At 66.4% G+C, this 23,881-nt stretch carries 25 protein-coding genes; 4 read left to right on the top strand and 21 right to left on the bottom strand.

All coding sequences use genetic code 11. The annotated features are described in order from the left end of the window. Positions 1-74: 74 nt before the first annotated feature. Together AC07OX_RS08285 and AC07OX_RS08290 are read right to left on the bottom strand one after the other, a co-directional pair. Complete coding sequence (locus tag AC07OX_RS08285) at positions 75-521, bottom strand: hypothetical protein (protein WP_369631845.1); 447 nt, start codon at positions 519-521, stop codon at positions 75-77. Positions 522-661: 140 nt separating this feature from the next. Next, a complete protein-coding gene (locus tag AC07OX_RS08290; protein ID WP_070061672.1) occupies positions 662-985 on the bottom strand; it encodes a winged helix-turn-helix transcriptional regulator in 324 nt (107 codons plus the stop codon). A 58-nt stretch (positions 986-1,043) separates the two neighbouring features. Here AC07OX_RS08290 and AC07OX_RS08295 point away from each other — a divergent pair, with 58 nt between their 5' ends. Genes AC07OX_RS08295 through pyrF form a run of 3 tightly spaced genes read left to right on the top strand, consistent with a single transcriptional unit; the run spans position 1,044 to position 2,702 of the window. Continuing rightward, a complete protein-coding gene (locus tag AC07OX_RS08295; protein ID WP_495260670.1) occupies positions 1,044-1,586 on the top strand; it encodes a carboxymuconolactone decarboxylase family protein in 543 nt (180 codons plus the stop codon). A 37-nt stretch (positions 1,587-1,623) separates the two neighbouring features. Continuing rightward, entirely contained in the window at positions 1,624-1,950 is a 327-nt protein-coding gene (locus tag AC07OX_RS08300; RefSeq protein WP_495260669.1) for an EthD family reductase, read from the top strand. A 41-nt stretch (positions 1,951-1,991) separates the two neighbouring features. Next, positions 1,992-2,702 carry an orotidine-5'-phosphate decarboxylase gene (pyrF, locus tag AC07OX_RS08305; protein ID WP_495260668.1) on the top strand — a complete coding sequence of 237 codons (711 nt, stop codon included), beginning with the start codon at positions 1,992-1,994 and terminating at the stop codon, positions 2,700-2,702. 352 nt (positions 2,703-3,054) lie between these two features. Here pyrF and AC07OX_RS08310 read toward each other — a convergent pair whose 3' ends face one another. The 14 genes from AC07OX_RS08310 to AC07OX_RS08375 form a co-directional block, all read right to left on the bottom strand. Next, entirely contained in the window at positions 3,055-3,267 is a 213-nt protein-coding gene (locus tag AC07OX_RS08310; protein ID WP_492685970.1) for a hypothetical protein, read from the bottom strand. 127 nt (positions 3,268-3,394) lie between these two features. Then, positions 3,395-3,580 carry a hypothetical protein gene (locus AC07OX_RS08315; RefSeq protein WP_492685971.1) on the bottom strand — a complete coding sequence of 62 codons (186 nt, stop codon included), beginning with the start codon at positions 3,578-3,580 and terminating at the stop codon, positions 3,395-3,397. Positions 3,581-3,672: 92 nt separating this feature from the next. Next, positions 3,673-3,984, bottom strand: a complete 312-nt coding sequence (locus tag AC07OX_RS08320; protein ID WP_492685972.1) for a DUF8220 family protein — start codon at positions 3,982-3,984, stop codon at positions 3,673-3,675. A gap of 50 nt (positions 3,985-4,034) precedes the next feature. Continuing rightward, positions 4,035-4,490: a hypothetical protein gene (locus AC07OX_RS08325; RefSeq protein WP_495260667.1), complete on the bottom strand. Its 456-nt coding sequence runs from the start codon at positions 4,488-4,490 to the stop codon at positions 4,035-4,037. Positions 4,491-4,660: 170 nt separating this feature from the next. Next, positions 4,661-5,236 carry a uracil-DNA glycosylase gene (locus AC07OX_RS08330; protein WP_495260666.1) on the bottom strand — a complete coding sequence of 192 codons (576 nt, stop codon included), beginning with the start codon at positions 5,234-5,236 and terminating at the stop codon, positions 4,661-4,663. Between the two features lie 449 nt (positions 5,237-5,685). Continuing rightward, a complete protein-coding gene (locus AC07OX_RS08335) occupies positions 5,686-6,582 on the bottom strand; it encodes an NAD(P)-dependent oxidoreductase (RefSeq protein ID WP_495260665.1) in 897 nt (298 codons plus the stop codon). Positions 6,583-6,586: 4 nt separating this feature from the next. Further along, positions 6,587-8,035 carry an aldehyde dehydrogenase family protein gene (locus tag AC07OX_RS08340; RefSeq protein WP_495260664.1) on the bottom strand — a complete coding sequence of 483 codons (1,449 nt, stop codon included), beginning with the start codon at positions 8,033-8,035 and terminating at the stop codon, positions 6,587-6,589. Between the two features lie 25 nt (positions 8,036-8,060). Beyond that, on the bottom strand, positions 8,061-9,461 hold the full coding sequence (locus AC07OX_RS08345) for an amidase (RefSeq protein WP_495260663.1): 1,401 nt from the start codon (positions 9,459-9,461) through the stop codon (positions 8,061-8,063). A gap of 7 nt (positions 9,462-9,468) precedes the next feature. Further along, positions 9,469-10,962: an ABC transporter substrate-binding protein gene (locus tag AC07OX_RS08350; protein ID WP_495260662.1), complete on the bottom strand. Its 1,494-nt coding sequence runs from the start codon at positions 10,960-10,962 to the stop codon at positions 9,469-9,471. A gap of 52 nt (positions 10,963-11,014) precedes the next feature. Beyond that, the gene (locus tag AC07OX_RS08355) at positions 11,015-11,830 is read right to left on the bottom strand and encodes an ATP-binding cassette domain-containing protein (RefSeq protein WP_495260661.1); all 816 of its coding nucleotides are present in this window, start codon (positions 11,828-11,830) and stop codon (positions 11,015-11,017) included. 8 nt (positions 11,831-11,838) lie between these two features. Beyond that, positions 11,839-12,831 carry an ABC transporter ATP-binding protein gene (locus AC07OX_RS08360; RefSeq protein ID WP_495260660.1) on the bottom strand — a complete coding sequence of 331 codons (993 nt, stop codon included), beginning with the start codon at positions 12,829-12,831 and terminating at the stop codon, positions 11,839-11,841. Positions 12,832-12,837: 6 nt separating this feature from the next. Further along, positions 12,838-13,722: an ABC transporter permease gene (locus tag AC07OX_RS08365; protein WP_495260659.1), complete on the bottom strand. Its 885-nt coding sequence runs from the start codon at positions 13,720-13,722 to the stop codon at positions 12,838-12,840. Then, on the bottom strand, positions 13,719-14,669 hold the full coding sequence (locus AC07OX_RS08370; RefSeq protein ID WP_307584571.1) for an ABC transporter permease: 951 nt from the start codon (positions 14,667-14,669) through the stop codon (positions 13,719-13,721). Before AC07OX_RS08370 ends, AC07OX_RS08365 begins: the two co-directional genes overlap by 4 nt. 197 nt (positions 14,670-14,866) lie before the next feature. After that, complete coding sequence (locus AC07OX_RS08375) at positions 14,867-15,958, bottom strand: tartrate dehydrogenase (RefSeq protein ID WP_070061680.1); 1,092 nt, start codon at positions 15,956-15,958, stop codon at positions 14,867-14,869. 273 nt (positions 15,959-16,231) lie between these two features. Between AC07OX_RS08375 and AC07OX_RS08380 the strand changes: the two genes are divergently transcribed. Next, entirely contained in the window at positions 16,232-17,089 is an 858-nt protein-coding gene (locus AC07OX_RS08380) for an aldo/keto reductase (protein WP_495260658.1), read from the top strand. 23 nt (positions 17,090-17,112) lie between these two features. Here AC07OX_RS08380 and AC07OX_RS08385 read toward each other — a convergent pair whose 3' ends face one another. The 5 genes from AC07OX_RS08385 to AC07OX_RS08405 all read right to left on the bottom strand — a co-directional run bounded on the left by AC07OX_RS08385 (position 17,113) and on the right by AC07OX_RS08405 (position 23,773). Beyond that, positions 17,113-18,603, bottom strand: a complete 1,491-nt coding sequence (locus tag AC07OX_RS08385) for a nucleobase:cation symporter-2 family protein (protein WP_062479381.1) — start codon at positions 18,601-18,603, stop codon at positions 17,113-17,115. A gap of 222 nt (positions 18,604-18,825) precedes the next feature. Next, entirely contained in the window at positions 18,826-19,584 is a 759-nt protein-coding gene (locus AC07OX_RS08390; protein ID WP_495260657.1) for a GntR family transcriptional regulator, read from the bottom strand. Positions 19,585-19,598: 14 nt separating this feature from the next. After that, entirely contained in the window at positions 19,599-20,336 is a 738-nt protein-coding gene (locus AC07OX_RS08395) for an aspartate/glutamate racemase family protein (protein WP_495260656.1), read from the bottom strand. A 27-nt stretch (positions 20,337-20,363) separates the two neighbouring features. Continuing rightward, on the bottom strand, positions 20,364-21,857 hold the full coding sequence (locus tag AC07OX_RS08400) for an NCS1 family nucleobase:cation symporter-1 (protein WP_495260655.1): 1,494 nt from the start codon (positions 21,855-21,857) through the stop codon (positions 20,364-20,366). 221 nt (positions 21,858-22,078) lie between these two features. Next, positions 22,079-23,773, bottom strand: a complete 1,695-nt coding sequence (locus AC07OX_RS08405; RefSeq protein ID WP_495260654.1) for a CehA/McbA family metallohydrolase domain-containing protein — start codon at positions 23,771-23,773, stop codon at positions 22,079-22,081. Positions 23,774-23,881 lie beyond the last annotated feature (108 nt).

Raw genomic sequence — 23,881 nt, forward strand, 5'->3', positions numbered from 1 at the left:
CGCGGTTCGCCGAGGCGCTCGCGGTTGAACGCGCGGCGGCTGTCTGCCTGCTTGAACGATCTGCTGGCCCTCGCTCAAACTTCGTATGCATAGATGCAAGTGAGCTCAGCCCCTTTCAGCGCGGATTGAAAGGGCTCAGGCGCATTCTTGAGGATGGCGCCAAAGCTGGCGTTGAGTTTGCCGGCACCCATGCTGCCTTTGTACTTGATGCTCTTGGGCTTGGCTTGAAGCTGGAGCTTGTTCGAGCCGGACAGCGCAGCCTCCAACCTGAAGACGCCATGGCGGAAATCGGTGGACTCGGAGGTTTCCGCCTGGGGTGAAACCAGGCGCATGGTTTTCCCGCCATAGGAGAGCTTCAGATCGACTTCCACGATGGAGGCGGGAACATCACCCACCAAGGTGAGTGCCTGCCCCGCGTGACTGCCCGTGCAGTTCAGTCGCGCCGTATTGGCACCTGCGAGGGCCTGACCCGAGAGGGCGGACAGCAACACGAGGGTGCAGAGAGGAAAGATTTTTCTCATAGGTTTTCCAAGGCACTGACGCGATGTGTCCCGCACGACCTGCGAGACAGGCTGGGCAGCGCGAACATGCCGGTCACGGGCTCCTCCACAAAAACGTTTCTGATCATAGGCGGAGCCATTCGCCGCGGATGCTCCGCTTCTCATCGCTTTCCGCGCCCCCACTGGTCCGCCCAGGCTGACAACGGCTTCAGCGCCTTCGAAAGCCGCCGCCCTTCGTCCGTCAGCCGATAGCCACCTTCGGCATGTTCGACCAGATCGACTTCCCTCAGTTCAGTGAGCCGCGTGTTGAGCAATCGGGTGTTCGTCTCGCACGCGTCCTGCAGGGCCCTGAAGGTCAGCGAGCCCTCCCGAAGTTCCCAGAGCACGCGCAGCGCCGTGCGCCGGCCCAGCAGGTCCAGCGCGACCATGAGGGGGCGGCCGGTGGTGGAACCGCGAACTGGGTGGCCGATGCGAGGTGTCGTCATGCTTTACTTTATACAGCAACGGACCTACGATGGCGTGGCCCTTGAATCAGGAGTCTGCATGCCCGCACGCATCGAGCCAGCAACGCCACCATTTGGTGAAGACATTTCCAGGTCACTCGACAGGGTGATGAAGGGACAGCCCCCCTTGCGGCTGTTCACGACCTTGGCACGCGACCCTCGTCTGTTTCAGAAGTTCTTTGCCGGCGGGTTGCTGGACAAAGGCCACTTGAGTATCCGGCAGCGCGAGATCGTGATTCACCGCACCACGGCATTGTGCAAATCCGAATACGAATGGGGCATCCACGTCACGGTCTTCTCAAAGCTCGCTGGCCTGACGCCAGAGCAGGTTCAGGCGAGCGTCACGGCTTCAGCGAACGACGCCTGCTGGTCGGCCGAAGACCAGGTGCTTCTGCGCCTGTGCGACTCCTTGCACGCGCACGCCGACATCGACGATGGACTGTGGGACGCGTTGCGAACGTACTTCAGCGAAGAAGCCATCATCGAACTGCTGATGCTGGCGGGCTTCTATCGCACCGTCAGCTACCTCACGAACGGGCTGCGCCTGCCCCTGGAAGCGTCGGGCGCGCGATTCCCCGCTTGAGGCGATCAACCAGCGTGCAACCCCAGGAGAAACCTCGATGATCAAGGTCAGTGTCATGTACCCCTACGCCGCAGGCGCGCGCTTCGATCACGCGTACTACCGCGAGAGGCACATGCCCATGATGAAGGGACTGCTCGGCGCTGCGTGCCTGTACTACATGGTGGACAAGGGCATCTCGGGGCGTGGTGTGGGCACCGACCCTGCGTACATCGCCAAGTGCGACTTCGTCTGCACTTCCGTCGACGCGTACCGGGCAGCTTCTGCCCAGCACCAGGAGGAGATCCGGGGCGACATCGCCAATTACACGGACATTCAACCCATGGTGCAGATCAGCGAGGTGGTCGTGGAGCGTTCGGAGGCCTGAGTTTCCTCCGAGCACGGGGCGTCGGCATGGAGGACAAGCCAATGAGTACGGACAGCCGCATCATCGTTTCGCTCGACTTCCCCGCCGCCGCATTGGCGGCGGACCTCGTGAAGCAACTGGGCGCAGCGACCACGCACTACAAGGTAGGCCTGCAGCTGCTGACCGCGGCGGGACCTTCGGTCGTCCGCGAGCTCGTTGATGCCGGGAAGAGCGTTTTCCTGGATCTCAAGCTGCTGGAAATCCCCAGCTCGGTGGCGGGTGCGGTCACCGCAGCCGGGCACCTGGGGGCTTCGATGGTGACGGTGCACGCCTCAGGCGGTTCCGCCGTGCTTCGCTCGGCCGTCGAGGCCGCGAGCCAATTCCCTCAATTGAAGGTGCTTGCGCTCGCGGTCATCACCAGCATGAGCGACCAGGACCTGGAAGAGGTGGGCGTCGCCTCGACGGTTCCAGAGCAGGTCGCACGGCTGGGCCGCCTGGCCGCCGCGGCCGGTTGCCATGGCGTTGTTTCGTCGCCGTTGGAGGTGAGGCTGCTTCGCGAGATCCTGCCGCCCGATGCCCTGATCGTGACGCCAGGCACGCAGCTCCCAGGCGATGAAAAGAATGACCACGCGCGGGCTGCGACGCCCTCGCAGGCCATCGGGGCTGGCGCGACGCACGTGGTCATCGGCCGCCCGATATCGCGTGCCCCAGATCCTGCGGCCGTGTTCGCCGCCGTGCGCGCAGAACTGGCTACCGCCATCCAGCAGCGCTGAGGCGGCCACGCTGGGTTGGACTGGCGATCGAGCAAGGCGATCAACGGTTGCCCGGCGCCGACCCTGCCGATGCGACCGTTGACGCGGGCCACGTCTGCGCGGAAATCGACAGGCCGTTTACAGGCACCGTATGCACGACACAGCGCCATACAAGCCACTGCACCGTTGCCTTCACAGTGCTTTGCCGCCGTCGCCGGCGCCGTTGCCACGACGTTGGCGCAGGCCACCCCACAACGCTCTTCGGCCACCTTGCCGAGGGACCATCGGAGCAGGCCTGGCAAGGCGTCGGGCAAGTGGTTTTCAACGCCGACGGCGTGATGTGCGTGACGATGATTTCTCGAACCGGGTGCCGCTACTGGTTCAGAAACGAAAAAGACGGTGCGATTGCGAATGCCAGGATCAGGGAGCCGAATGCGCCGACCGTGGCCGAGATACGGTTCGAGTGATGACGCGAGATGGAGTGGTTCAATCTGGGATGGACGAAGTCCGGCAAACGCTTCGCCCGGCCTGCGCGCACATCGCCGACGCGCGTGATGTTCTCGACGAAGCAGCGCAACAGCGCCATGCTGTCCTGGCATTTGCCCGGGACACACCTGTAGGCAGCGCCCTCAACGCGCCGGTGGTGAAAGCGCGCGCGTCCAGCGTTCGCGCTGTTCGTCTTCCAGCATCAGCAGGCTCTCCGGCGAGCCGTCTCAGCCGACAGTGCGAAGGTCTTGCAGCTGCTTCTGCAGCTCGGGCTTGGCAAGCACCTGGGGCGCGGCTTCCTGCAATGTGCGATTAGACGCGGTCTCCGAATTCGCGAGCGCCCAGAGGCTGAAGTGGTCGTCGGCCGTGTAGCCAGCCAGGGGCGCGCTCGCGCCCAGCGTCGGCCACCGCACTCCCTTGAGGCTTTGATCATGGCCGCATCCTCCCATAGGCCACGATGCCGATGCCGATGAAGCGCGACTGGAGCGTTTCCCGTTGAGTGACTCTATCGAAGGCGGTAACCGCCTGTGTTCTCCGCCTCCTCGTCGCGCCTGCTCGGATAGAACGGCTTTTTCTCGTTGAGCTCGTAAAACAGCAGGCCATGAATTCCCATCGCCTGCGCTTTGATTACTCGACGCGTCCAGAGCGCTTCGAACGCACTGTTGAGAGCTGCTTCATTGCTCTCACGTCCGTAGACCTCATCAATGAATGCGATGTCCTGGCCGTCGGGAAAAATGAGCGCGAATTCCTCGTCAGTAGCCGCGAAGATGTCGTACGCGCAGTTCACTGCACCGTCGATGACTTGAATGTTCTTCATGGAGAGTTCGTGGAGAGGGCGACCTCGGCACTTCGTGGACGAGTCCACCACTACCGTCGACAAAAAGCATCGGAAAGCTTTTCGAGGTCATCGAACTCCTCGGCAGCATCCGTCAGCGCGACGAGTCCTTTGATGGACGTTCGCTTGGAGATATACGGGTTGGCGGATAGGTAGCCGTAGAAGTTCCCTTCCTTGTCGACGACGGCGGGCGCATCAGTGCTGTACTTGTTCCAAGGCGATGCACTGTTGTATTTCGAACCATATGTGCCGTAAGGGTTCCAGATGCTGTCCGATTGATATCGTGAGCCGAATTGGCCGTAGGCATTGCAAACAGAGCCGCTGTCGTAGCTTCCGCAGTTCAAGCAGCCAAGAAACGTCTTATGGTCGGTGCCTCCAAAAAGCAAAAGCGCAGTCGTTTGCGCACAGGCAATAGAACCCAAACCTGACAGGCTGGCCAAGGCCATCAACCGGAACAACCGCCGACAGTTGAACATGCCCTTCTCCATCGATTTTTCTGGAAACTACTTTCGCGCGCCCAATTGCGCTAGTTCCATAAACGAGGATATCTCACGGGCTGCCCAAAACGTTGGTGAGGCGCACGTAACTTCAGGCTCTGGCCGACCGAAGCCGTCGTTGCCTCGAAGCTTTGGCCCCCGAACGGAAGACCCATATTCTTCTATCCGAAGGAACGTCGATGATCGTGGTTGTCCAGAGCATGGCGCACGGCCATCAATTCGTCGAGAATCTTCTGCCGGTTGTGCGGCCTGCCGTTGAGCACCAGCGGTGACGGGTGATAGCACTCGAACACCTTAATCCTGTGGCCGGCTTCGCGTTCGATCAGATCCCTCACGCTCTTGTGCCGGGCCTTACGGCCCACGAGCACGACGGCGCTCAACGCTCGCAGCAGGCTGAGCAGTTCAGCCAGATGAGACGCAGCTTGCTTGAGATCGGCTACGCGCGCGGGCCGGATCTTGGTGAGTTCGGCGTTGCCGATATACCAAGGCACAACGTTCCAGAGGAGAGTCTCAGCGGGGGTGATGCTCGCTTCCGCAAGCAATTCGTTGAATGCTCTGGCCGTCTGATCAGGGTTGTGGCGAGAGATCAAGTCCGATTCAACGGCGCGCGGCCCGGGCGCTTCGAGCAGGAAGAGAACCCTGGCCGCCGAACCACCGTCCTTCGGATCAAAGGCAGGCACCTTCCTGTCGGGCCACTGAGCACGCAGGCGTTCAACAAACGGATCGAGCGCATTCACGCTTGATTTCCTGCCTGTCGCGGGAGATCGAGAGGTGTTCGTGGCGAAGTCATAGGGCGTGAATCTAACCTGCTTGCGAAGACCTAGCGTTGGTCGATATGCATCAGGTGCGCCGCTCATCCGGTGCACTGAGGAATCAGCCTCTGCGAGGGCAGCATTCGAGCTCCCTTTGAGGATGCCAGAGTCGGCACGGAAGGTCCGGTTCTGCCCGACATCGGCCCTTCAAGATTCTGCTCGTCCTGTGCCCGCCTCTCGCGAAAGTTCAGCGGTGCGCTCACGCATCTCAATCTGCAATCCGCCGCGGCGCTTGAACGGCCATTGCCGCAGCCACGCCTATCGTGCGCAGGACACCGGGTGCCTCCCGCAGCGAAATCAAGGAGGAGGGCGAAGCCCGGGGGACATTCGCGGAGGGAAGTACCCGGTGGCCTGGGCACGCGCCCTGAAGAGTTTCAGCGCAGCGCTTCGACCAGATCCAGCACCATGCGATCCGGCCCGAAGACCTCGACCCCGTGCGCCAGCAAGGCATCCACAGCCTGCGCAATGCCATGGCTCGAAGACGATTGCTCCGCCATGTCGTTGTAGTACCCCAGGTCCTTCTTCGCATTCGCCATCGAGAACTTCAGCGAATCGGTGCTGCCCGTCAGCAGCTTGGGCTTGAGGCGTTCCAGCGCCACGCCGTTGCCGCCGCCCTTGGCGAGCACGTCCACGAACACCTCGGGCTTCACGCCGGCGCGTTGCGCGCAGGCCGCGGCCTCGCACAGCAGTGCCACGGTGCCCAGCGACACGAAGTTGTGCAGCAGCTTCATCGCATGGCCCGCGCCCACATCGCCGACGTGCGTGACGTTCTCGGCAAAGCAGCGCAGCAGTGGCAGGCACGAGGCCAGCACCTCGGCGTCGCCGCCCACCAGCAGGTTCAGGCGGCCTTCGGCGGCCTCCTTGGCGGTGCGGGTCATCGGCGTGTCGAGGAAGCGGCCGCCCTTGGCGTGCACAGCCTGCGCGACCTTGGCGGTGGAGGCGGGCACGGCGGTGGAGCAGTCGATCACCACGGTGCCGGGGCGCAGCGTGGTCAGCGCGCCGTTGTCGCCCAGCATCACGGCCTCGACCTGCGGCGTGCCGGTGACGCACAGGATCAGCACGTCGACCTGCGCGGCCAGCGTGGCCACGTCTTTCACCGAGGTGGCGCCGGCCTTCAGCAGGTCGTCGATCGGCTGGTTGCCCGCGTGCTCCAGCACGGTGAGCTGGTGGCCGTGCTTGACGATGTTGCTGGCGATGCCGTGGCCCATGAGGCCGACGCCGACGAGGCCGACCTTGCACGAGGTTTGTGGTTGCTGTTCAGTGGTGGTCATGAATTCATCCGTGCTTGATGGCGATGGTCTTGAGGGTCGTGAAGCCGAGCAGGGCCTCGAAGCCCTTCTCGCGGCCGAAGCCACTCGATTTCACGCCGCCGAAAGGCAGTTCTACACCACCCGCCGCCCCGTAATTGTTCACGAACACCTGGCCGCAATGCAGCTTGTGCGCCATGCGCAGCTGGCGCGCGCCGTCGCGCGTCCACACGCCGGCCACCAGGCCGAAGTCGGTGCCGTTGGCCAGGCGCACGGCCTCGGCCTCGTCGGCGAAGGGCATCACGGCCAGCACCGGGCCGAAGACCTCGCGCTGGGCCAGGTCGCTGTCATGCGGCACGTCGCGGAACAGCACGGCCTCCTGGTAGTAGCCGGTGGACGGTGCCTGCGGCGACACCGTGCCGCGCGCCGCCACCTTCATGCCGCTCGCCTCGGCGGTCGCGACCATGTCGCGCACCTGGCGGAACTGCTTCTCGTTGATGAGCGGGCCCATGTCCAGGTCTTCGGCGGGCGTGCCCGCGCGCACGGCCGTGAAGCGCTTGGCGAGGCGCTGCACGACCTCTTCATAGATCGACTGCTCGACCAGCACGCGGCTGCCCGCCGAGCAGGTCTGGCCGGCGTTCTGGATGATGGCGTTGAGCAGCACGGGCTCGGCCGCGTCGAGGTCCGCATCGGCGAACACGATCTGCGGCGACTTGCCGCCCAGCTCCAGCGTCACGGGGCAGTGGCGCTCGGCCGCGGCCAGGCCCACGCTGCGGCCGGTCATGGTCGAGCCGGTGAACGAGATGTGGTCGATGCCCGGGTGCGCGCACAGCGCGGCGCCGGCTTCCTTGCCGTAGCCCGTGACCACGTTGAGCGCGCCGGCCGGCAAGCCCACCTCGGTCGCGATCTCGGCCAGGCGCAGCAGCGACAGGCTCGCGTCTTCCGCCGGCTTCACCACGCAGGCGTTGCCCGCGGCGAGCGAGGCGCCCACGCTGCGGCCCGCGATCTGCATCGGGTAGTTCCAGGGAATGATGTGACCCGTCACGCCGTGCGGGATGCGCACCGTGAGCACGGTGTAGCCGCGCTCGTAGGGCAGGGTGTCGCCGTGCAGCTTGTCGCAGGCGCCGGCGTAGTACTCGAAGTAGCGCGCCAGCGCGGTCGCGTCGTTGCGCGCCACGCGCAGCGCCTTGCCGGTGTCGCGCGCCTCGAGCTGGGCCAGCTCTTCGTGGTGCTGCATCACGGCGGCGCCGAGCTTGGCGAGCAGCCGGCCGCGCTCGAGCGCGGTGGTGGCGCCCCAGGGGCCGTCGAAATGCTCGCCCATGGCCTGGCGCGCGGCGCGCACGGCGGCGTCGATGTCGGTGGCGGTGCCGCGTGCGATCTCGCCGAATTTCTGGCCGTCGCTCGGGTCGATCACGTCGATGGTGGCGTTGCCTTCGGACGCCACGCGGCGGCCGTCGATGTAGTGGGTGGCGTTCATGGAAGGTGTGTCTCCGTATGGCGGTTCAGATTGGCTCAGGCCAGGGCTTCTGGGCGTCGCGAATCTGTTCGAAGGCGCGGCTGAACTGCAGCACGCCCAGGTCGTCGAAGCGGCGGCCGGCCACCTGCAGGCCGATGGGCAGGCCTTCGGCCGAGTAGCCGCAGTTGACCGACGCGGCCGGCTGCTCCGACATGTTGTAGGGCACCGTGAAGCCGATGTGCTCCAGCGGTCGCATCGGGTCGTTGGTGGGCGAGGCATGGTCCGCGGGCGCGGGCATGTTCGGCGACACCGGCGAGATCACGAAGTCGTAGGCCTTGGTGGCGGCGACCGTGGCCGCGCGCGTGGCGACGAACTGGCTGTAGCCGTCGAAGACGTGCGCACCCGAGAAGCCGGCCGCGCTCTCGGCCCATTCGCGGATGTACGGCAGGATCTTCGCGCGCTGTTCGGCGCTCATGGCCTGCATGTCCAGGCACGAGCGCATGCGCCAGAAGTGGTCCATGCCCTGCAGCATCTGCGGCGTCATGAAGGCCGGGATTTCCTCGACGTGCGCGCCGGCCGCCTCGATGCGCCTGGCGGCATCGCGCACGGCCTGCGCGATCTGCGGATCGAGCGGCAGGCCGCAGCCGGCGTCCATGTGCAGCGCCACGCGCTTGCCCTTGAGGAACGACGGATCGACTTCGAAGGCGTTCCAGTCGATCACGGGCGGCGGCAGCTCGGAATAGTCGCGGTCGTCGGGCTGCGCGACCGAGGCCATCATCAGCGCCGCGTCGGCCACGGTGCGCGTCATCGGGCCGGCGCAGCGGCCCATGTAGGGCGAGCTCAGCGGAATGCGGCCGAAGCTGGGCTTGAGCGTGAAGATGCCGCACCAGCTGGCCGGCAGGCGCAGCGAGCCGCCGATGTCGGTGCCCACATGCAGCGGGCCGTAGCCAGCCGCAGCAGCCGCACCGGCGCCTGCGCTGGAACCGCCCGGCGTGCGCGAGGTGTCCCACGGATTGCGCGAGAGGTCGTGAAAGCTCGACAGGCCCGACGACAGCATGCCCAGGTCGGGCATCGTGGTCTTGGCCACCATCACCGTGCCGTCGGCCTTCAGGCGCGCGGCGGGGGGCGAGTCGTACGTCACTGGCACGAGCTCGTAGGCGGCGGTGCCCAGCGGCATCGGGTCGCCCTCGGTCGCGAGGTTTTCCTTGATGGTCACGGGCACGCCGTCGAGCGCGCCACGCGGCGTGCCGGCGAGCCAGCGCGCCTCGGAAGCGCGCGCCTGTTCGAGCGCGGCTTCGGGGCGGAACAGCCAGGTGGCGCGCAGCTGCGGCTCGCAGGCCGCGATGCGTTCATTGACCGCGCGCGTCACCTCGACCGGCGAGAGTTCCTTGGCGGCGTAGGCGGCGTGCAGTTCCTGCACGCCCAGGGCGTAAAGAGGTTTCGTCATGGCCGCATCAACCCCACGAGATGGCAGCCAGGTCGTTCGCGACGATCGGCATGTTCGGCCACAGGCCCTTCACTTCCTTGCGCGCGACCGTGGGGAACACGGCCTGGAACAGGAAGCCGTTGACGGCGTCGTTGGCGAGCATCTTCTGCGCCTCGCCGAGCAGCGCGTTGCGCTTTTTCTCGTCGGGTTCGCTCTGGACCGAGGCGTACAGGTCGCGGAACTTCTTCGAGTCGTAGCCCCAGTAGTAGTCGGGCTCGGTGTACTTCACGAGGTCGAAGGGCTCCACGTGCGCGACGATGCTCAGGTCGAAGTCGTGCCCGCCGCCGAAGGTGCCGCTGAGCCACTGGGCCCATTCGACGTTCTGGATCTTCACGTGGATGCCGATGGCCGCGAGCTGGGCCGCGATCACCTCGCCGCCCTGGCGCGCGTACGAAGGCGGCGGCAGCGTCATGCGCAGTTCCAGCGGCGTCTTCACGCCCGCATCGGCCAGCAGCTTCTTCGCCTTGGCGATGTCGAAGGGGTTGATGCCGGTGGTGTCGACATAGCCCGGCGCACCGATCGGGTAGTGGCTGCCGATGGCCTTGCCGAAGCCATCGGCCGCGCCCTGGATCACCACGTTGCGGTCCACCGCGGCCAGGATGGCGCGGCGCACGCGCACGTCGTCCAGCGGCTTGCGCTTGTTGTTGATGGCCAGGATCACCTTGCTGCGCGTGCCCACTTCGAGCACGCGGAAGCGCGGGTTGGCGCGGAACTGGCCCACGCTGCGCGTGCCGGCGCGCGGGAAGATGTCGATGTCGCCGGCCATCAGCGCCGCGGTCTGCGCGGCCGAGTCGGACATGAACTTGAAGACGAACTTGTTGACCTTGGCCAGCGCCGGGTTGCGGTACGTCGGCGACTTCACCAGCGAACAGGCCGAGCCGCGCTGCCAGCTGTCGAGCTTGTAGGGGCCGGTGCCCACGGGCTTGGTGGCGTTGGTGTCGGCGCTCTTGGGCTCGACGATGCAGGCGGTGGCCTGGCCGAGCATGAACAGCAGGTCGGGGTTGGGCTGCGCGGTGGAGATGACCACCGTGTCGGCGTCGGGCGTCTTCAGGCTGATCTCGCTGAAGAAGCGCTTGTCCTTGTTGGTGCTCTTCTCGCCGGCCGCGCGCTCGAAGCTGAACTTGACGGCGGCGGCGTCGAAGGCCTCGCCGTTCTCGAACTTCACGCCCTTGCGCAGCTTGAAGGTGTGGGTCTTCAGGTCGGGCGACACGGTCCAGCTCTCGGCCAGCAGCGGCGTCACGCTGCCGTCGGCGTTGATCTTGGTCAGCGTCTCGAAGATGTTGTAGTGCGCGATCTCGGCAATGGCCGAGGCGGCGGCGGTGGTCGGGTCCAGGCCCGGCGGTTCCAGCGGCATGCCGATGGTCAGCATGTTCTTGCCGGTCTGGGCCTGCGCGAACAGCGGGAAGGCGCCGGGGATCGCGGCGGCGATGGCGGTGCCCATGAGGGTGCGTCGCTTCAACATTCGGGGGTTCTCCTGGAAGAAAAAAGGGGCTGCCGGTTCGACCCGTTCGGGCCTACCGCGATGGCGTGTGCAGCACGGCCGACAGCAAGGTGCGTGTATATGGGTGTTGCGCGTGGGCAAAAAGTTCGGCGGGCTGGCCGCGTTCCACGATCTGGCCCTTGAACACCACGCACACCTCGTCGCACAGGTGGTTGACCACCGCGAGGTCGTGGCTGATGAGCAGGTAGCTGATGCCGAACTGCTGTTGCAGGTCCTGCATGAGGTTGAGCACCTGGGCCTGCACGGACACATCGAGCGCGCTCACGGGCTCGTCGGCCACGATGAGCTTGGGGCGCGTGATGAGCGCGCGCGCGATGGCGATGCGCTGGCGCTGGCCGCCGGAGAACTCGTGCGGGTACTTGTCGAGGTCGGTGGTGCGCAGGCCCACGGCCGCGAGCGCTTCGGCGGCGCGTTCGCGCTGCTCGGCGCGGCTGGTTTGGGCCAGCGCTTCGAGCGGCTCGGCGACGATGCGCGCGACGGTCTGGCGCGGATCGAGCGAGCCGTACGGGTCTTGAAAGACCATCTGGAAGTCGCGCCGTGCGGTGCGCAGATCGGGCTTCGAGAGCGTGTGAAGGTTGCGGCCTTCGAGCGCGACGCTGCCCGAGGTGGGCGTGTCCAGCGCCATCACGAGGCGCGCGATGGTCGACTTGCCCGAGCCCGATTCGCCGACGATGCCCACGCTCTTGCCGGCCTGCACCTCGAAGCTCACGCCGTTGAGCGCCTTCACAGTGGGCGGTGGGTCGAAGAGTTTTTCGCGCGGCAGGGCGTAGTGCCGCACGAGGTCGGTCACCTGCAGCAGCGGGGGGGAGGCAGAAGACGTCGAAGTCATCGGGGTGCTCATGCGGCGGCCAGCGTGGCGTGCGCGGCGACGGCGTCGAGGTGCAGGCAGCTCACCGCGTGGCCGTTGGGTTGGCGGGTCACCGGCGGTTTCGTGGTGTGGCAGGCGTCGGTCGTGAAGTCGCAGCGGCCCGCGAAGCCGCAGCCGCGCGGAATGTCGACCAGCTCGGGCACGCTGCCGCGGATGGTGGGCAGCCGGCCCGCGCGCACGGCGCCGAGCGCGGGGCGCGCGGCGAACAGGCCGCGCGTGTAGGGGTGGGCGCGGTCGGCAAAGACCGTCTCGGTCGGGCCGCTTTCCACCGCGCTGCCGCCGTACATCACGAGCATGCGCTGCACGCTGCTGGCGATCACGCCGAGGTCGTGCGAGATGAGGATCAGCGCCATGCCCATTTCGGCGACCAGGCCCTGGATCAGGTCGAGCACCTGCTTCTGGATCGTCACGTCGAGCGCGGTGGTGGGCTCGTCGGCAATCAGCAGGTCGGGTCCGCAGGCCAGTGCCATCGCGATGCCGATGCGCTGGCGTTGGCCGCCCGAGAACTGGTGCGGGTAGGCGTCGAGGCGCGAGGCGGCGTCGGGAATGCCGACGCGGTCGAGCAGGTCGAGGGCTTCCTTGCGCGCCTGCGCCTTGGTGAGGCCGCGGTGCAGCATCAGCGGTTCGCCGACCTGGCGCGCGATGGTGTGCACGGGGTTCAGCGCCGTCATCGGCTCCTGGAAGATCATGCCGATGCGGTTGCCGCGCAGCTGGCACATCTGCTTTTCGGGCAGGCCGACGAGTTCCTGGCCGTCGAGCTTGATGCTGCCCGTGACCTTGGCGGTGGAGGGCAGCAGGCCCATCAGCGACATGACGGTGATCGATTTTCCGCAGCCCGACTCGCCGACGATGCCCAGCGTTTCGCCGCGCTCCAGCGAGAAGGAAATGCCGCGCACGGCTTCGGCCGGGCCGCGTTGCGTCTGCAGGCCGATGTGGAGGTCGTTGACTTCGAGGAGGGGCATGGCGGTCTACCTTGCGCGCGCCAGGCGCGGATCGAGCAGGTCGCGCAGGCCGTCGCCCAGCAGGTTGAGGCCGAGCACCGCGAAGGCGATGGCCATGCCGGGGAAGACGGCCAGCAGCGGCTGCTGGAACATGAGGGTCTGGGCTTCGCTGAGCATGCGGCCCCATGAGGGCTGGGGCGGCTGCGTGCCGAGGCCGAGGTACGACAGCGCAGCTTCGGCCAGGATCGCGATGGCGAAGCGGATGGTGATCTGCACGATGAGCACGGCCGAGATGTTCGGCAGCACGTGCTGCATCGTGATCGCGAAGCTGCCCTTGCCGCAGGCGCGTGCGGCAGCCACGTACTCGCGCGACCAGATCGCGTTGGCCGAAGCGCGCGTGATGCGCGCGAAGGTCGGAATGTTGTAGATGCCGATCGCGATGATCGCGTTGACGATGCCGGCGCCGAACACGGCCGTCATCATGATGGCCGAGAGGATGGCGGGGAAGGCGAGCGTGAAGTCCGACAGGCGCATCACCGCTTCCTCGACCCAGCCGCGTCTCGCCGCAGCGAGCAGGCCCAGCGCGGTGCCGACCACGAGGCCGATGCCCACGGCGATCACGCCCACGAGGATGGACGCACGCGCACCCACCAGCAGCAGCGAGGCCACGTCGCGCCCGAAGGCATCGGTGCCGAGCCAGTGCGTCGCCGAAGGGCCCTGCATCTTGTTCGCCATGTCCATCGCGTAGGGCGACCACGGCGTCCAGACGAAGGAGATCAGAGCCGCCAGCAACAGCAGCAGCGCGAACACGCCGCCGATGACGAAGCTGCGGTGCTTGACCGCGCGGCGCCAGAAGCCGGGCGCGAGGGGCGCGGCGGATGCGGGCACGGAAGAGGAGAGGATGGCGCTCATATGTCGCTCGCCTTGATGCGCGGGTCGATCACGGCATAGAGCACGTCGACCACGAAGTTCACGATGACGACCATGGCCGCGAGCAGCATCACGCAGTTGCGCACCACGATCAGGTCGCGGTTGCTGATGGCCTGGAAGATCAGCCGGCCCAGCCCCGGCAGGTAGAACACGTTCTCCACCACGATGGTGCCGGCCAGCAGTTCGGAGAACTGCATGCCCATGACGGTGATGACGGGGATCATCGCGTTGCGCAGCACGTGGGTCCACAGCACCATGCGCTGCGACACGCCCTTGGCGCGCGCCGTGCGCACGAAGTCTTCGCGCATCACCTCGAGCACGGCCGAGCGCGTGATGCGCGCGAGGATCGCGGCCTGCACCACCGCAAGCGACAGCGCGGGCAGCAGCAGAGACTTGAGTCCCGCGAAGATGCCTTCACCCCAGCCCTCGAAGCCGCCCGCGGAGAACCACTGCAGCTGCACCGAGAACACGAGGATCAGCAGGATCGCGAACCAGAAGTTGGGAATGGCGATGCCGACCTGGGCCATGCCCATGAGGCCGACGTCGCCGAGCTTGTTGTGGCGCGCGGCGGCGGTCACGCCCACGAGCAATGCGATGACGACGGTGAGGGCCATCGCCATCACGGCCAGTGGCACGGTGAGGGCCAGGCGCTCGAGGATCAGGTCGATGACGGGCGAGCTGTAGGCATAGCTGTCGCCCAGGTTGCCGGTGAGCAGGCCGCCGATCCAGTGCCAGTAGCGCGTCCACGCGGGTTGGTCCAGGCCGAGCTTGGTGGCCAGGGCGGCGACGGCGTCGGGCGAGGCGTCGGGGCCCATGAGCATCTGCGCTGCGTTGCCCGGGAGAATTTCGAGCACCAGGAACACGATGACCGAGGCGCCGATCAGGGTGCCCAACAGAGTCAGGGTTCGCTTGAGCAGGAAGAGTCCCATGGTTCAGTGGCTCCGGTTGGCGTTGCGGTTCGGGGCGCGTGCACAGGCCACCGGGTACTTCCCTCCGCGAATGTCCCCCGGCCTGCGGCTTCCTCCTTGATTTCGCTGCGGGAAGCACCCAGTGCCCTGAGCACGGGGGCACGCTGCGGGTGTGCGCAGCGCGTTTCGCTTCCTGCGAAAAAGAGGGTCGGGAGGCGTCATGCCGAAGCGATGCACTCGGCAATCGCGCGGCCCACGTCCACCGTGTTGGCGGTGCCGCCCATGTCGCGCGTGCGCGGGCCTTCGCTGAGCACGGTCTCGATCGCCGAGAGCACGGCCGCCGAGGCCTGTGCGTACACGGGGTCGTTGTCGCCCAGGTGGTCGAGCATGAGCGCGGCCGACCAGATCTGGCCGATGGGGTTGGCAATGCCCTTGCCCGCGATGTCGGGCGCCGAGCCGTGCACGGGCTCGAAGAGCGACGGGAACTTGCGTTCGGGGTTCAGGTTGGCCGAGGGCGCGATGCCGATGGTGCCGGTGCAGGCCGGGCCCAGGTCGGAGAGGATGTCGCCGAACAGGTTGGAGGCCACGACCACGTCGAACCAGTCGGGGTGCTGCACGAAGTGCGCGCACAGGATGTCGATGTGGTACTTGCTCGTGGCCACGTCGGGGTAGCGCGTGGCGATCTCGGCCAGGCGCTCGTCCCAGTAGGGCATGGTGATGGAGATGCCGTTCGACTTGGTGGCGGCCACCAGGTTCTTGCGCTTGCGGCGGTTGGCGAGCTGGAACGCGTAGTCGATGATGCGGTCCACGCCCACACGGGTGAACACGGCTTCCTGGATGGCCATCTCGCGCGGCGTGCCTTCGAACAGGCGACCGCCGACCGAGGTGTATTCGCCTTCGGTGTTTTCGCGCACGACGAGGAAGTCGATGTCGCCGGGCTTGCGGTGCGCCAGCGGGCCGGGCACGCCGGGCATCAGGCGCACGGGGCGCAGGTTGACGTACTGGTCGAAGTCGCGGCGGATCTTGATGAGCAGGCCCCACACGGCGATGTGGTCGGGCACCTTGGCGGGATCGCCCACCGCGCCGAAGTAGATGGCGTCGTGGCCCTGGATCTTGTCGGCCCAGTCGGCCGGCATCATCAGGCCGGTGCGCACGTAGTGGTCGGAGCCCCAGTCGAAATGGTCGTACGCGAAATCGATGCCGAAGCGCCGACTGACCGCGTCGAGCACGCGAAGGCCCTCGGGCATGACTTCGACGCCGATGCCGTCTCCGGGAATGACGGCAATCCTGTGCTTTTGCTTCTGCTGCATTGACTCAACCTGTTCCTGAACCGTTTCGATAAGAGCGCCGACGCTTGTGACACCGGGCCGTCAAAAAATTCTAGGAGCGGGTGGGGCGCGCGCGATGGGGGTTGGCACCCACCAGGCATTGACAAAAAGCGAAGGCCAAAACGCCAGAACACGGCGGAAGATAAGCAATTGATGGTCATCGAACTGACTTGAGCTTCGAAAAATTAGAAGGCACCGGGGGCGGAAAACCCGCACCCGGGCACCCGCCGAAAGGGCCTGCGTACCATCGTGCCCATGCGAACACTTCCACTCCCCACCGGCGGCGAGATGCCGGTTCTCGGTCTCGGCACCTGGCGCATGGGCGAAGACGCCACCCGTCGCGCGGCCGAGGTGGCCGCGGTGCGCGAGGCCATCGGCCTGGGCTACCGCCTGATCGACACGGCCGAGATGTACGGCGAGGGCGGCGCCGAGACCGTGGTCGGCCAGGCCGTGGCCGAGGCGCTGCGCGCGGGCGATGTGCAGCGCGAAGACCTCTTCATCGTCAGCAAGGTCTACCCGCACAACGCCAGCCGCCGCGGCACGGGCCAGGCCTGCGAGCGCAGCCTGGCGCGGCTGGGGCTGGAGCGCATCGACCTGTACCTGCTGCACTGGCGCGGCAACCACCCGCTGGCGCACACGGTCGAGGCGATGCACGAACTGGTCGCGGCCGGCCGTATCGCCCACTGGGGCGTGAGCAACTTCGACACCGACGACATGCAGGAGCTGGCGCAGGTCGTGGGCACCGGCCCGGCCTGCGCGGCCAACCAGGTGTACCTGTCGCTCGGCGAGCGCGGCCCCGAGTTCGACCTGCTGCCCTGGCAGCGCGAACGCGGCATGCCGCTGATGGCTTACAGCCCGATCGACCAGGGCGCGCTGGCGGGCGACGAGGCACTGGGCCGCCTGGCGGCCGACCTCGGCGTGAGCGCCGCGCAACTGGCGCTGGCCGCGGTCATCGCGCGCCCGGGCGTGGCGGCGATTCCGAAGGCGGTGCGCAGCGCGCACCTGAAAGAAAACAGGGCCGCCGCCGAGCTGCAGCTCGATGCGACGACCCTGGCGGCGCTGGACCGGATCTATCCGGTGCCCAAGCGCAAGACGCCGTTGGCGATGATCTAGTCAGAGCACGTTCTGGCTTCGGCTCAGTGCGCGTCGGCGTGCTTGGCCGCCGCGATCACCGCCTCTTCGTCGTGCTTCGCACCGTTGAGGAACAGGTTCAGCAGCACGGCGGTGATCGACGCCAGCAGGATGCCCGACTCGATCAGCGAGTGGATCGAGTGCGGCATCCACTGCTTGAAGTTGGGGGCGATGAGCGGAATCATGCCGACGCCGATGGCCACGGCGACGATCATGGCGTTGTGGCGGTTGGTCTTGAAGTCCACGCCCGACAGGATGCGGATGCCGGTGGCGGCCACCATGCCGAACATCACGAGGCCCGCGCCGCCGAGCACCACGGTGGGCAGCGACTCGACCAGCGCGGCCATCTTCGGCAGCAGGCCCAGCACGATCAGGATCACGCCGCCGGCCACGCAGACATAACGGCTCTTGATGCCGGTGACGGCCACCAGGCCCACGTTCTGCGAGAAGCTGGTGTACGGGAAGGTGTTGAAGATGCCGCCGATGAGCGTGCCCAGGCCATCGGTGCGCAGGCCCTTGGCCAGGTCTTGCTGGCTGATCTTGCGGTCGGTCATTTCGCCCAGCGCGAGGAACATGCCGGTCGATTCGATCATCACCACGATCATGATGAGCGTCATCGTGAGGATCAGGATGGGGTCGAACAGCGGCATGCCGAAGTGGAAGGGCAGCACGATGTCGACCCAGGCGGCCTTGCCGACCTTCTCGTAGGTCATGAGGCCGGTGATCGAGGCCACCACCGCGCCGATCACGATGCCCAGCAGCACCGAGATGTTGGCGATGAAGCCCTTGGCGTACTTCACGATCAAGAGGATCGACACCAGCACCAGCGCGGCCACGCCGAAGCCCGACAGGTCGGCGTACTTGGGGTTGGGCACGGTGGGCATGATCGCGAAGCCCTTGGGCACCGCAGGAATCGAGCTGCCCGGCGAGGTGACCTCGGCCAGCCATTTGGCGTACACCGGGTCGACCAGCGCGGGCGCCGTCGGGCCCACGGGGTTGCCGAAGATCCAGTTGATGCCCACGCGCATCAGGCTGATGCCGATGACCGCGATGATCGTGCCCGTCACCACCGGCGGAAAGAACCGCAGCATGCGGCTCACCAGCGGCGCGATCAGTATCGATATCACCCCCGCGCCGATGATGGCGCCGAACAGCAGCTGTGCTCCGTTCTGCCCGGGGTTGGCGTTGGCGATGGCGACCATGGGCGCCACCGAGGCGAAGGTCACACCCATCATCACGGGCAGCTTGATGCCGAACCATTGCGTGGCGCCCAGCGCCTGGATCAGCGTGGCGATGCCGCAGCAGAACAGGTCGGCCGAGATCAGCAGCGCGACCTCGTCGGGCGAGAGCTTGAGCGCACGGCCCACGATGAGCGGCACCGCGACGGCGCCCGCATACATCACGAGCACGTGCTGCAGGCCGAGGGCCGCGAGCTTGCCCGAAGGCAGGCGCTGGTCCACGGGATGGACATTGCTGGAAAGGGAATCTGCCGTCATCGTTGTCTCCTGGCGCGGCGAGGGGAACGGAGCAGTGATGCGCGTCGCAGAGCCGTCGCGCACACCAGTTGTGTACGCGAAACTGTATACAATTTATGCGGCAATCCGGATTCAGGTAAACCCGAATCCGGCGAAGAAGCGCTGTGGGAGGCGCGCGCCGAGGCATCCGGCGTTTCGGCCGGCTCTCAGGTGTTGGGAGTGGGGTGCGTCAGCGACGCAGGTTCAGGCCAGCAGCGCCTTCACCAGATCGAGCTGGCGGTCGGGCTTCTCGGTGCCCAGTTCGAGACTGGCCTCGATGCGTTCGAGGTGCTCGATCATGCAGGTCACGGCCGCTTCCACGTCGCCCTTGCGGCACAGGCGCAGGAAGTCGGAATGCTCGTCGGACGAGCAGTGCGGGTCGTTCGACGAGTGGTAGAGCATTGCGATCAGCGAGCTGCGCGCCACCAGCTCGCGCACCATCTCGGCCAGCGTGTGGTTGCCGGTGGCTTCGGCCAGCGCCACATGGAAGTCGCCCAGCAGCTTCTCGCGCACCGTGCCCATGGTGCTTTGGCGCAGTGCAGTTCGCTCGAACTTGATGTGCTGCTCGAGCGTCTGGTAATCGCGCGGCCGTGCATTGGCGATGAACAGGCGCACCACCTCGCGCTCCAGGATGCGGCGCACCGCGAACACCTCGCGCGCCTCGGTCACCGTGGGCTGGCAGACGAAGGCGCCCTTGTCGGGAATCATCTCGATGAGCTTGTCCTTCGACAGCATCAGGAGCGCCGCGCGCACCTTGGTGCGGCTCACCGAATAGACGCGGCCCAGCGCCTCTTCGCGCAGCCAGGTGCCGGGCGGCAGGCGCTTCTCGACGATCGCAGTGGCGATGTCGTTGGCGATGCTCTCGATGGAACTGTTCTTGTCGGCCGGCGCCGCGCCGTTCTCGGCCGGTGCGGCGACGGGGGCGGCGGAAGGGACGGAGGTTTTGGAACTGGCGCGGGGCATCCGTCGATTGTGGCTCAGCGCGTGAGCGTGAAGGCCTCGAGCGCGCCGATCATGGGCTTGGGCAAGGGCCTTGCCAGCTCGCCGCGCTTGCTGGTGCGCAGCTTCAGCGCCACCAGCGATTCGATGAGCTTGGTGCCCGCGGCCACGCCGTCGATCACCGGCACGCCCAGCACCTGCTCGATGTGCGCGCACAGGTCGGTCATGCCGGCGCAGCCGAGCACGATGCAGTCGGCGCCGTCTTCTTCCAGCGCGCGCCGGCATTCGTCGACGATGCGCTCGCGGGCGTTGGAGCCCGGCTCTTCCAGCTCGAGCACCGGCAGCTCGCAGGCGCGCACGTTGGCACAGAAGCGTTCCATGCCGTAGATCTCGGCCAGGTGCCAGGCCTGGCCTATGGTGCGCCCCAGCGTGGTCACCACGCTGAAGCGGCTGCCGATCATGCTGGCCAGGTGCATCGCGGCCTCGGCGATGCCGACCACAGGGCCGCGCGCCAGCTCGCGTGCAGCTTTGAGGCCCGGGTCGCCGAAGCAGGCGATCACGTAGCCGTCGATGCCGTCGCGCTCGCCCGCCGCGATCTCCTGCAGCAACCCCGGCACGGCCAGCGCCTCGTCGTAGTGGCTCTCGATGGAGACCGGCCCCATGGCCGGGCTCACGGCCACGATCTCGGTGCCGGCGTGCGCCACCGCGCGGGCGCAGGCACCGATCTTCTCGGTCATGCTCCAGGTGGTGTTGGGGTTGATGATCTTGATGCGCACGGCGCGGTCCCTTCTTCGGTCAGTTTTTCAAGTCTTGTTGTTGCGGTTCAAGAGCACGTAGAGCACGAAGCCCAGGCCCAAGCCGATGAACCACGCATAGTTGGCGGCGCCGCGCAGCGTCGGCACCATCACGCACAGGATGGGCACGAGGGCCGACGGCACCAGCGCCTGGATCGCCTTCGGGTTGTAGCCGCCGCTGTACCAGTACTTGCCCTGCTTGCTCATGGTGTAGAGCGAGTCGACGTCGATCTGCTGCTTGCGCACGATGTAGTAGTCGGCAATCAAAATGCCGAACAGCGGCCCGATGAACGAGCCCAGCACGTCCAGCGTGTAGTGGATGACCTCGGGGCTGTTGTAAAGGTTCCAGGGCGTGAGAAACACCGAGCCCACCGCGGCGATCATGCCGCCCGTGCGCCAGCTGATGTGCTGCGGCGCCACGTTCGAGAAGTCGAAGGCCGGCGACACGAAGTTGGCGACGATGTTGATGCCGATGGTGGCGATCATGAAGGTCAGCGCGCCCAGCACCACGGCCGTGGTGCTGTCGATCTTGCCCACGGTGTGCACCGGGTCGGTGATCAGTTCACCAAAAACGGGCAGCGTGGCGGCCGTGGTGATCACGGTGAGCAGCGAGAAGAACACGAAGTTGACCGGCAGGCCCCAGAAGTTGCCCTTCTTCACCGCGTCGAAGCTCTTGCCGTAGCGCGAGAAGTCGCCGAAGTTCAGCATCGGGCCGCTGAAGTAGCTCACCACCAGCGCGATGGCCGAGAGCATCACCGGCAGCGCGTCCCAGCCCTGGAACTTGATGCCGCCCAGGTTCAGGTCGATGTTGCTCCAGCCGGCCTTCCACACCAGCCAGCCGCACAGCACGGCCATCACCACGTACACCGCCGGGCCGGCCCAGTCGATGAACTTGCGGATGGCTTCCATGCCGTGCCAGAACACGAAGGCCTGCAGCACCCACATGACCATGAACGCCACCCAGCCCAGGGCCGAGAGGCCGACGAAGCCGTACTGCGCCACATCGGCATACGGCGCCAGGCCAGGCGCCATGTGCAGCGCCAGCACCATGAAGGCGGCCGAGGCCAGGTAGGTCTGCACGCCGTACCAGGCCACCGCGATCAGCCCGCGGATGATGGCCGGGATGTTGGCGCCCAGCACGCCGAAGGACGCGCGGCAGACCACGGGGTAGGGCACGCCCGTCACCTGGCTGGGCTTGGCCACCAGGTTGCAGAAGATCTGCACGATCACGATGCCCACCAGCAGCGCCACCAGCACCTGCCAGCTCGACAGGCCCAGCGCGAACAGGCTGCCGGCCGTGATGTAGCCGCCCACGCTGTGCACGTCGGACATCCAGAACGCAAAGATGTTGTATTGGCCCCAGGTCTGCTTCTTGAGCGGGGCGAGGTCCTCGTTGGTCAGGCGCGGGTCGTAGCCCGGCTTGATGAGGGCATTCGATTCCGCGTGCGGCGCGATGCCGGCTTCGCTGGCCCCCGCGGGGGCATGGCTGGCGACTGTGCTCATGGTCTTTCCTCGTACTTGGTTGGGATGAGGGACTTTTTGACGCAAATTTCGCGCCGTCTTTATGGGTGCGTTATTTGTATACAAAAATTGAACCCAATCAAGACCATGCGGGGAATCATATATCCGTAGATTCCCTGATGCGGGGCGGGCCGGGGCAAAGAAAAAGCGCCATGCCCCGCGAGGGACATGGCGCCTTGGAGGCTGGGGCGAGGGGGCGCCGCCTACTGCGTCGCCACCTTCACGAACACCGGATTCGAGTAGAACCACAGGTCGTTGTAGTTGCGCGCATTGATCGCATTGAAGCGCGTGACCGGGTCGTCGCCGGCCGGCGTGGGTGTGCGTGCATCGAACAGCGGTTCGCCGCCCGCCGTTTCGTTCGGCACGTCGGTGCCCAGGTTGGTGCCTCGCAGGCGGAAGTACTGGTTGTTGCCGGCCTTCACGGTGTAGCTCACCGCGAAGTAGCCTTCGGCATCGAGCGTCCAGTCGGCGCGGGTGAAGCGCTTGACCACGCGGGTCGTCGGGTTGGTGTCGCGCGCGTAGCCGGGCGTGCCCGGGAGCTCGCGGCCGGTCACGTCGCCTGCGATGAGGTCGATGTGGTCGACCACCGGCTTCACGTTGGCGTACACGCCGCTGCCGAGCTGGTACTCGAAGTTGTTGCGCTCGGGGCTCTTGAAGCGAATGGTGATCTTCAGGTCTTCGCCGGGTTTGGCGCTCACTTCGGTGCCCATCTCGCCCGCGCCCTTGGCGCTTTGCACCTTGAAGTCGAGCGCGTTGATGAGGCTGCCGTTGACCGCGAAGAGCTTGCCCGAACGCATCGCGGTGAGCAGCGACTTCGGGTCCTTGATGTCGCCCCAGAGGTGGTTCCTGGCGTACTCGCCGGGCGCGTAGCCGCTGCTGTACAGGCCCTTGGAGGTCGTGAAGTGGTAGTCGGAATCGGCCGTGTTCCAGATGCGGCGTCCTTCGGACAGCAGGGCGTCCCAGGTGCCGCCGAGCTTGGCGACGAGGTAGTCGACGCCGCCGTAGGTGCGCGAGGGCAGGTTGGCCGGCGTGTAGGCGCTCTCGTAGCCGCCGCGGTCGGGCTCCATCTGGTTGCCGACCATGCCCTCGAGAGAGAACACGATGTCGGGCGCGGCGTCGTTCATCTCGCGCAGCTGGGTGGCGGTGTATTTGCCGGGGCTGCGCGAGGGGTGGTTGATCTGCAGGTAGCTGGAGTCGGGGTAGTTCTTCTTGAGCCAGGCGATGGCCTTGAGCACGTCTTCGTGCGTGGTGAAGGCGCGTGCGTCCTTGGCGCTCCACGCGGCCACGTCGGCGGCCGGGAACAGCGCGGGGTCGCGGTTGGTGAACAGGTATTCGAACTGGCTCACGGCCTTGAGCGCCGCGTCGGACATGGGGCTGTCGGTCAGGATGCCGACGTTGCCGTGGTCGTGCGTGGCCATGTCCCACTCGAAGGACGCGAAGATCGTCTTGTCGGTGTACTTGCCGCCGGCCTGCAGTGCCTTGATGCGCGGCACCTGATAGAGGGCCATGCCTCGCGAGAACGGAATCGCTGGGTCCAGCTTGCGGCCGTCGTTGTCATAGGAAGACATGCGCAGGTGGTCCGACAGCGCGACCCAGTCGAGGCCGAAGGTGTCGAAGGCTTTGGCGAGCACCTGGTCGAGCGTGGAAATCTGCTGCGTGTCTTCCGACTGGATGGTGTGGACATGCAGGTCGCCCACGGTCCAGCGGCCGGCCGGCGCGGCCGGTGGTGGCGTGGCGGGCGAGGGCGCCGGTGCAGGGGCCGGCGGTGCGATGGGCAGGCCGGCGAACGGCGCACCGCCGCCGGAGCCGCCGCCGCACGCGGTCAGCAGGGCCGCGCCGAGCGCGAGGGAAGAGAAAAGCGTGGTGCCAAAGCGGGGTGCGGGAGACAGGGTTTTCATGGCGACACAAACAGCAACGGCCAGCGCATGGCTGGCCGTCGCATCGGGATTTCAACGAGGCGGACGGCGTGAAAGCGGATCCGCCGGAGAACCCCGGAGTCTGAAATC

The sequence above is a fragment of the Variovorax sp. GW821-FHT09D07 genome (assembly GCF_059416345.1).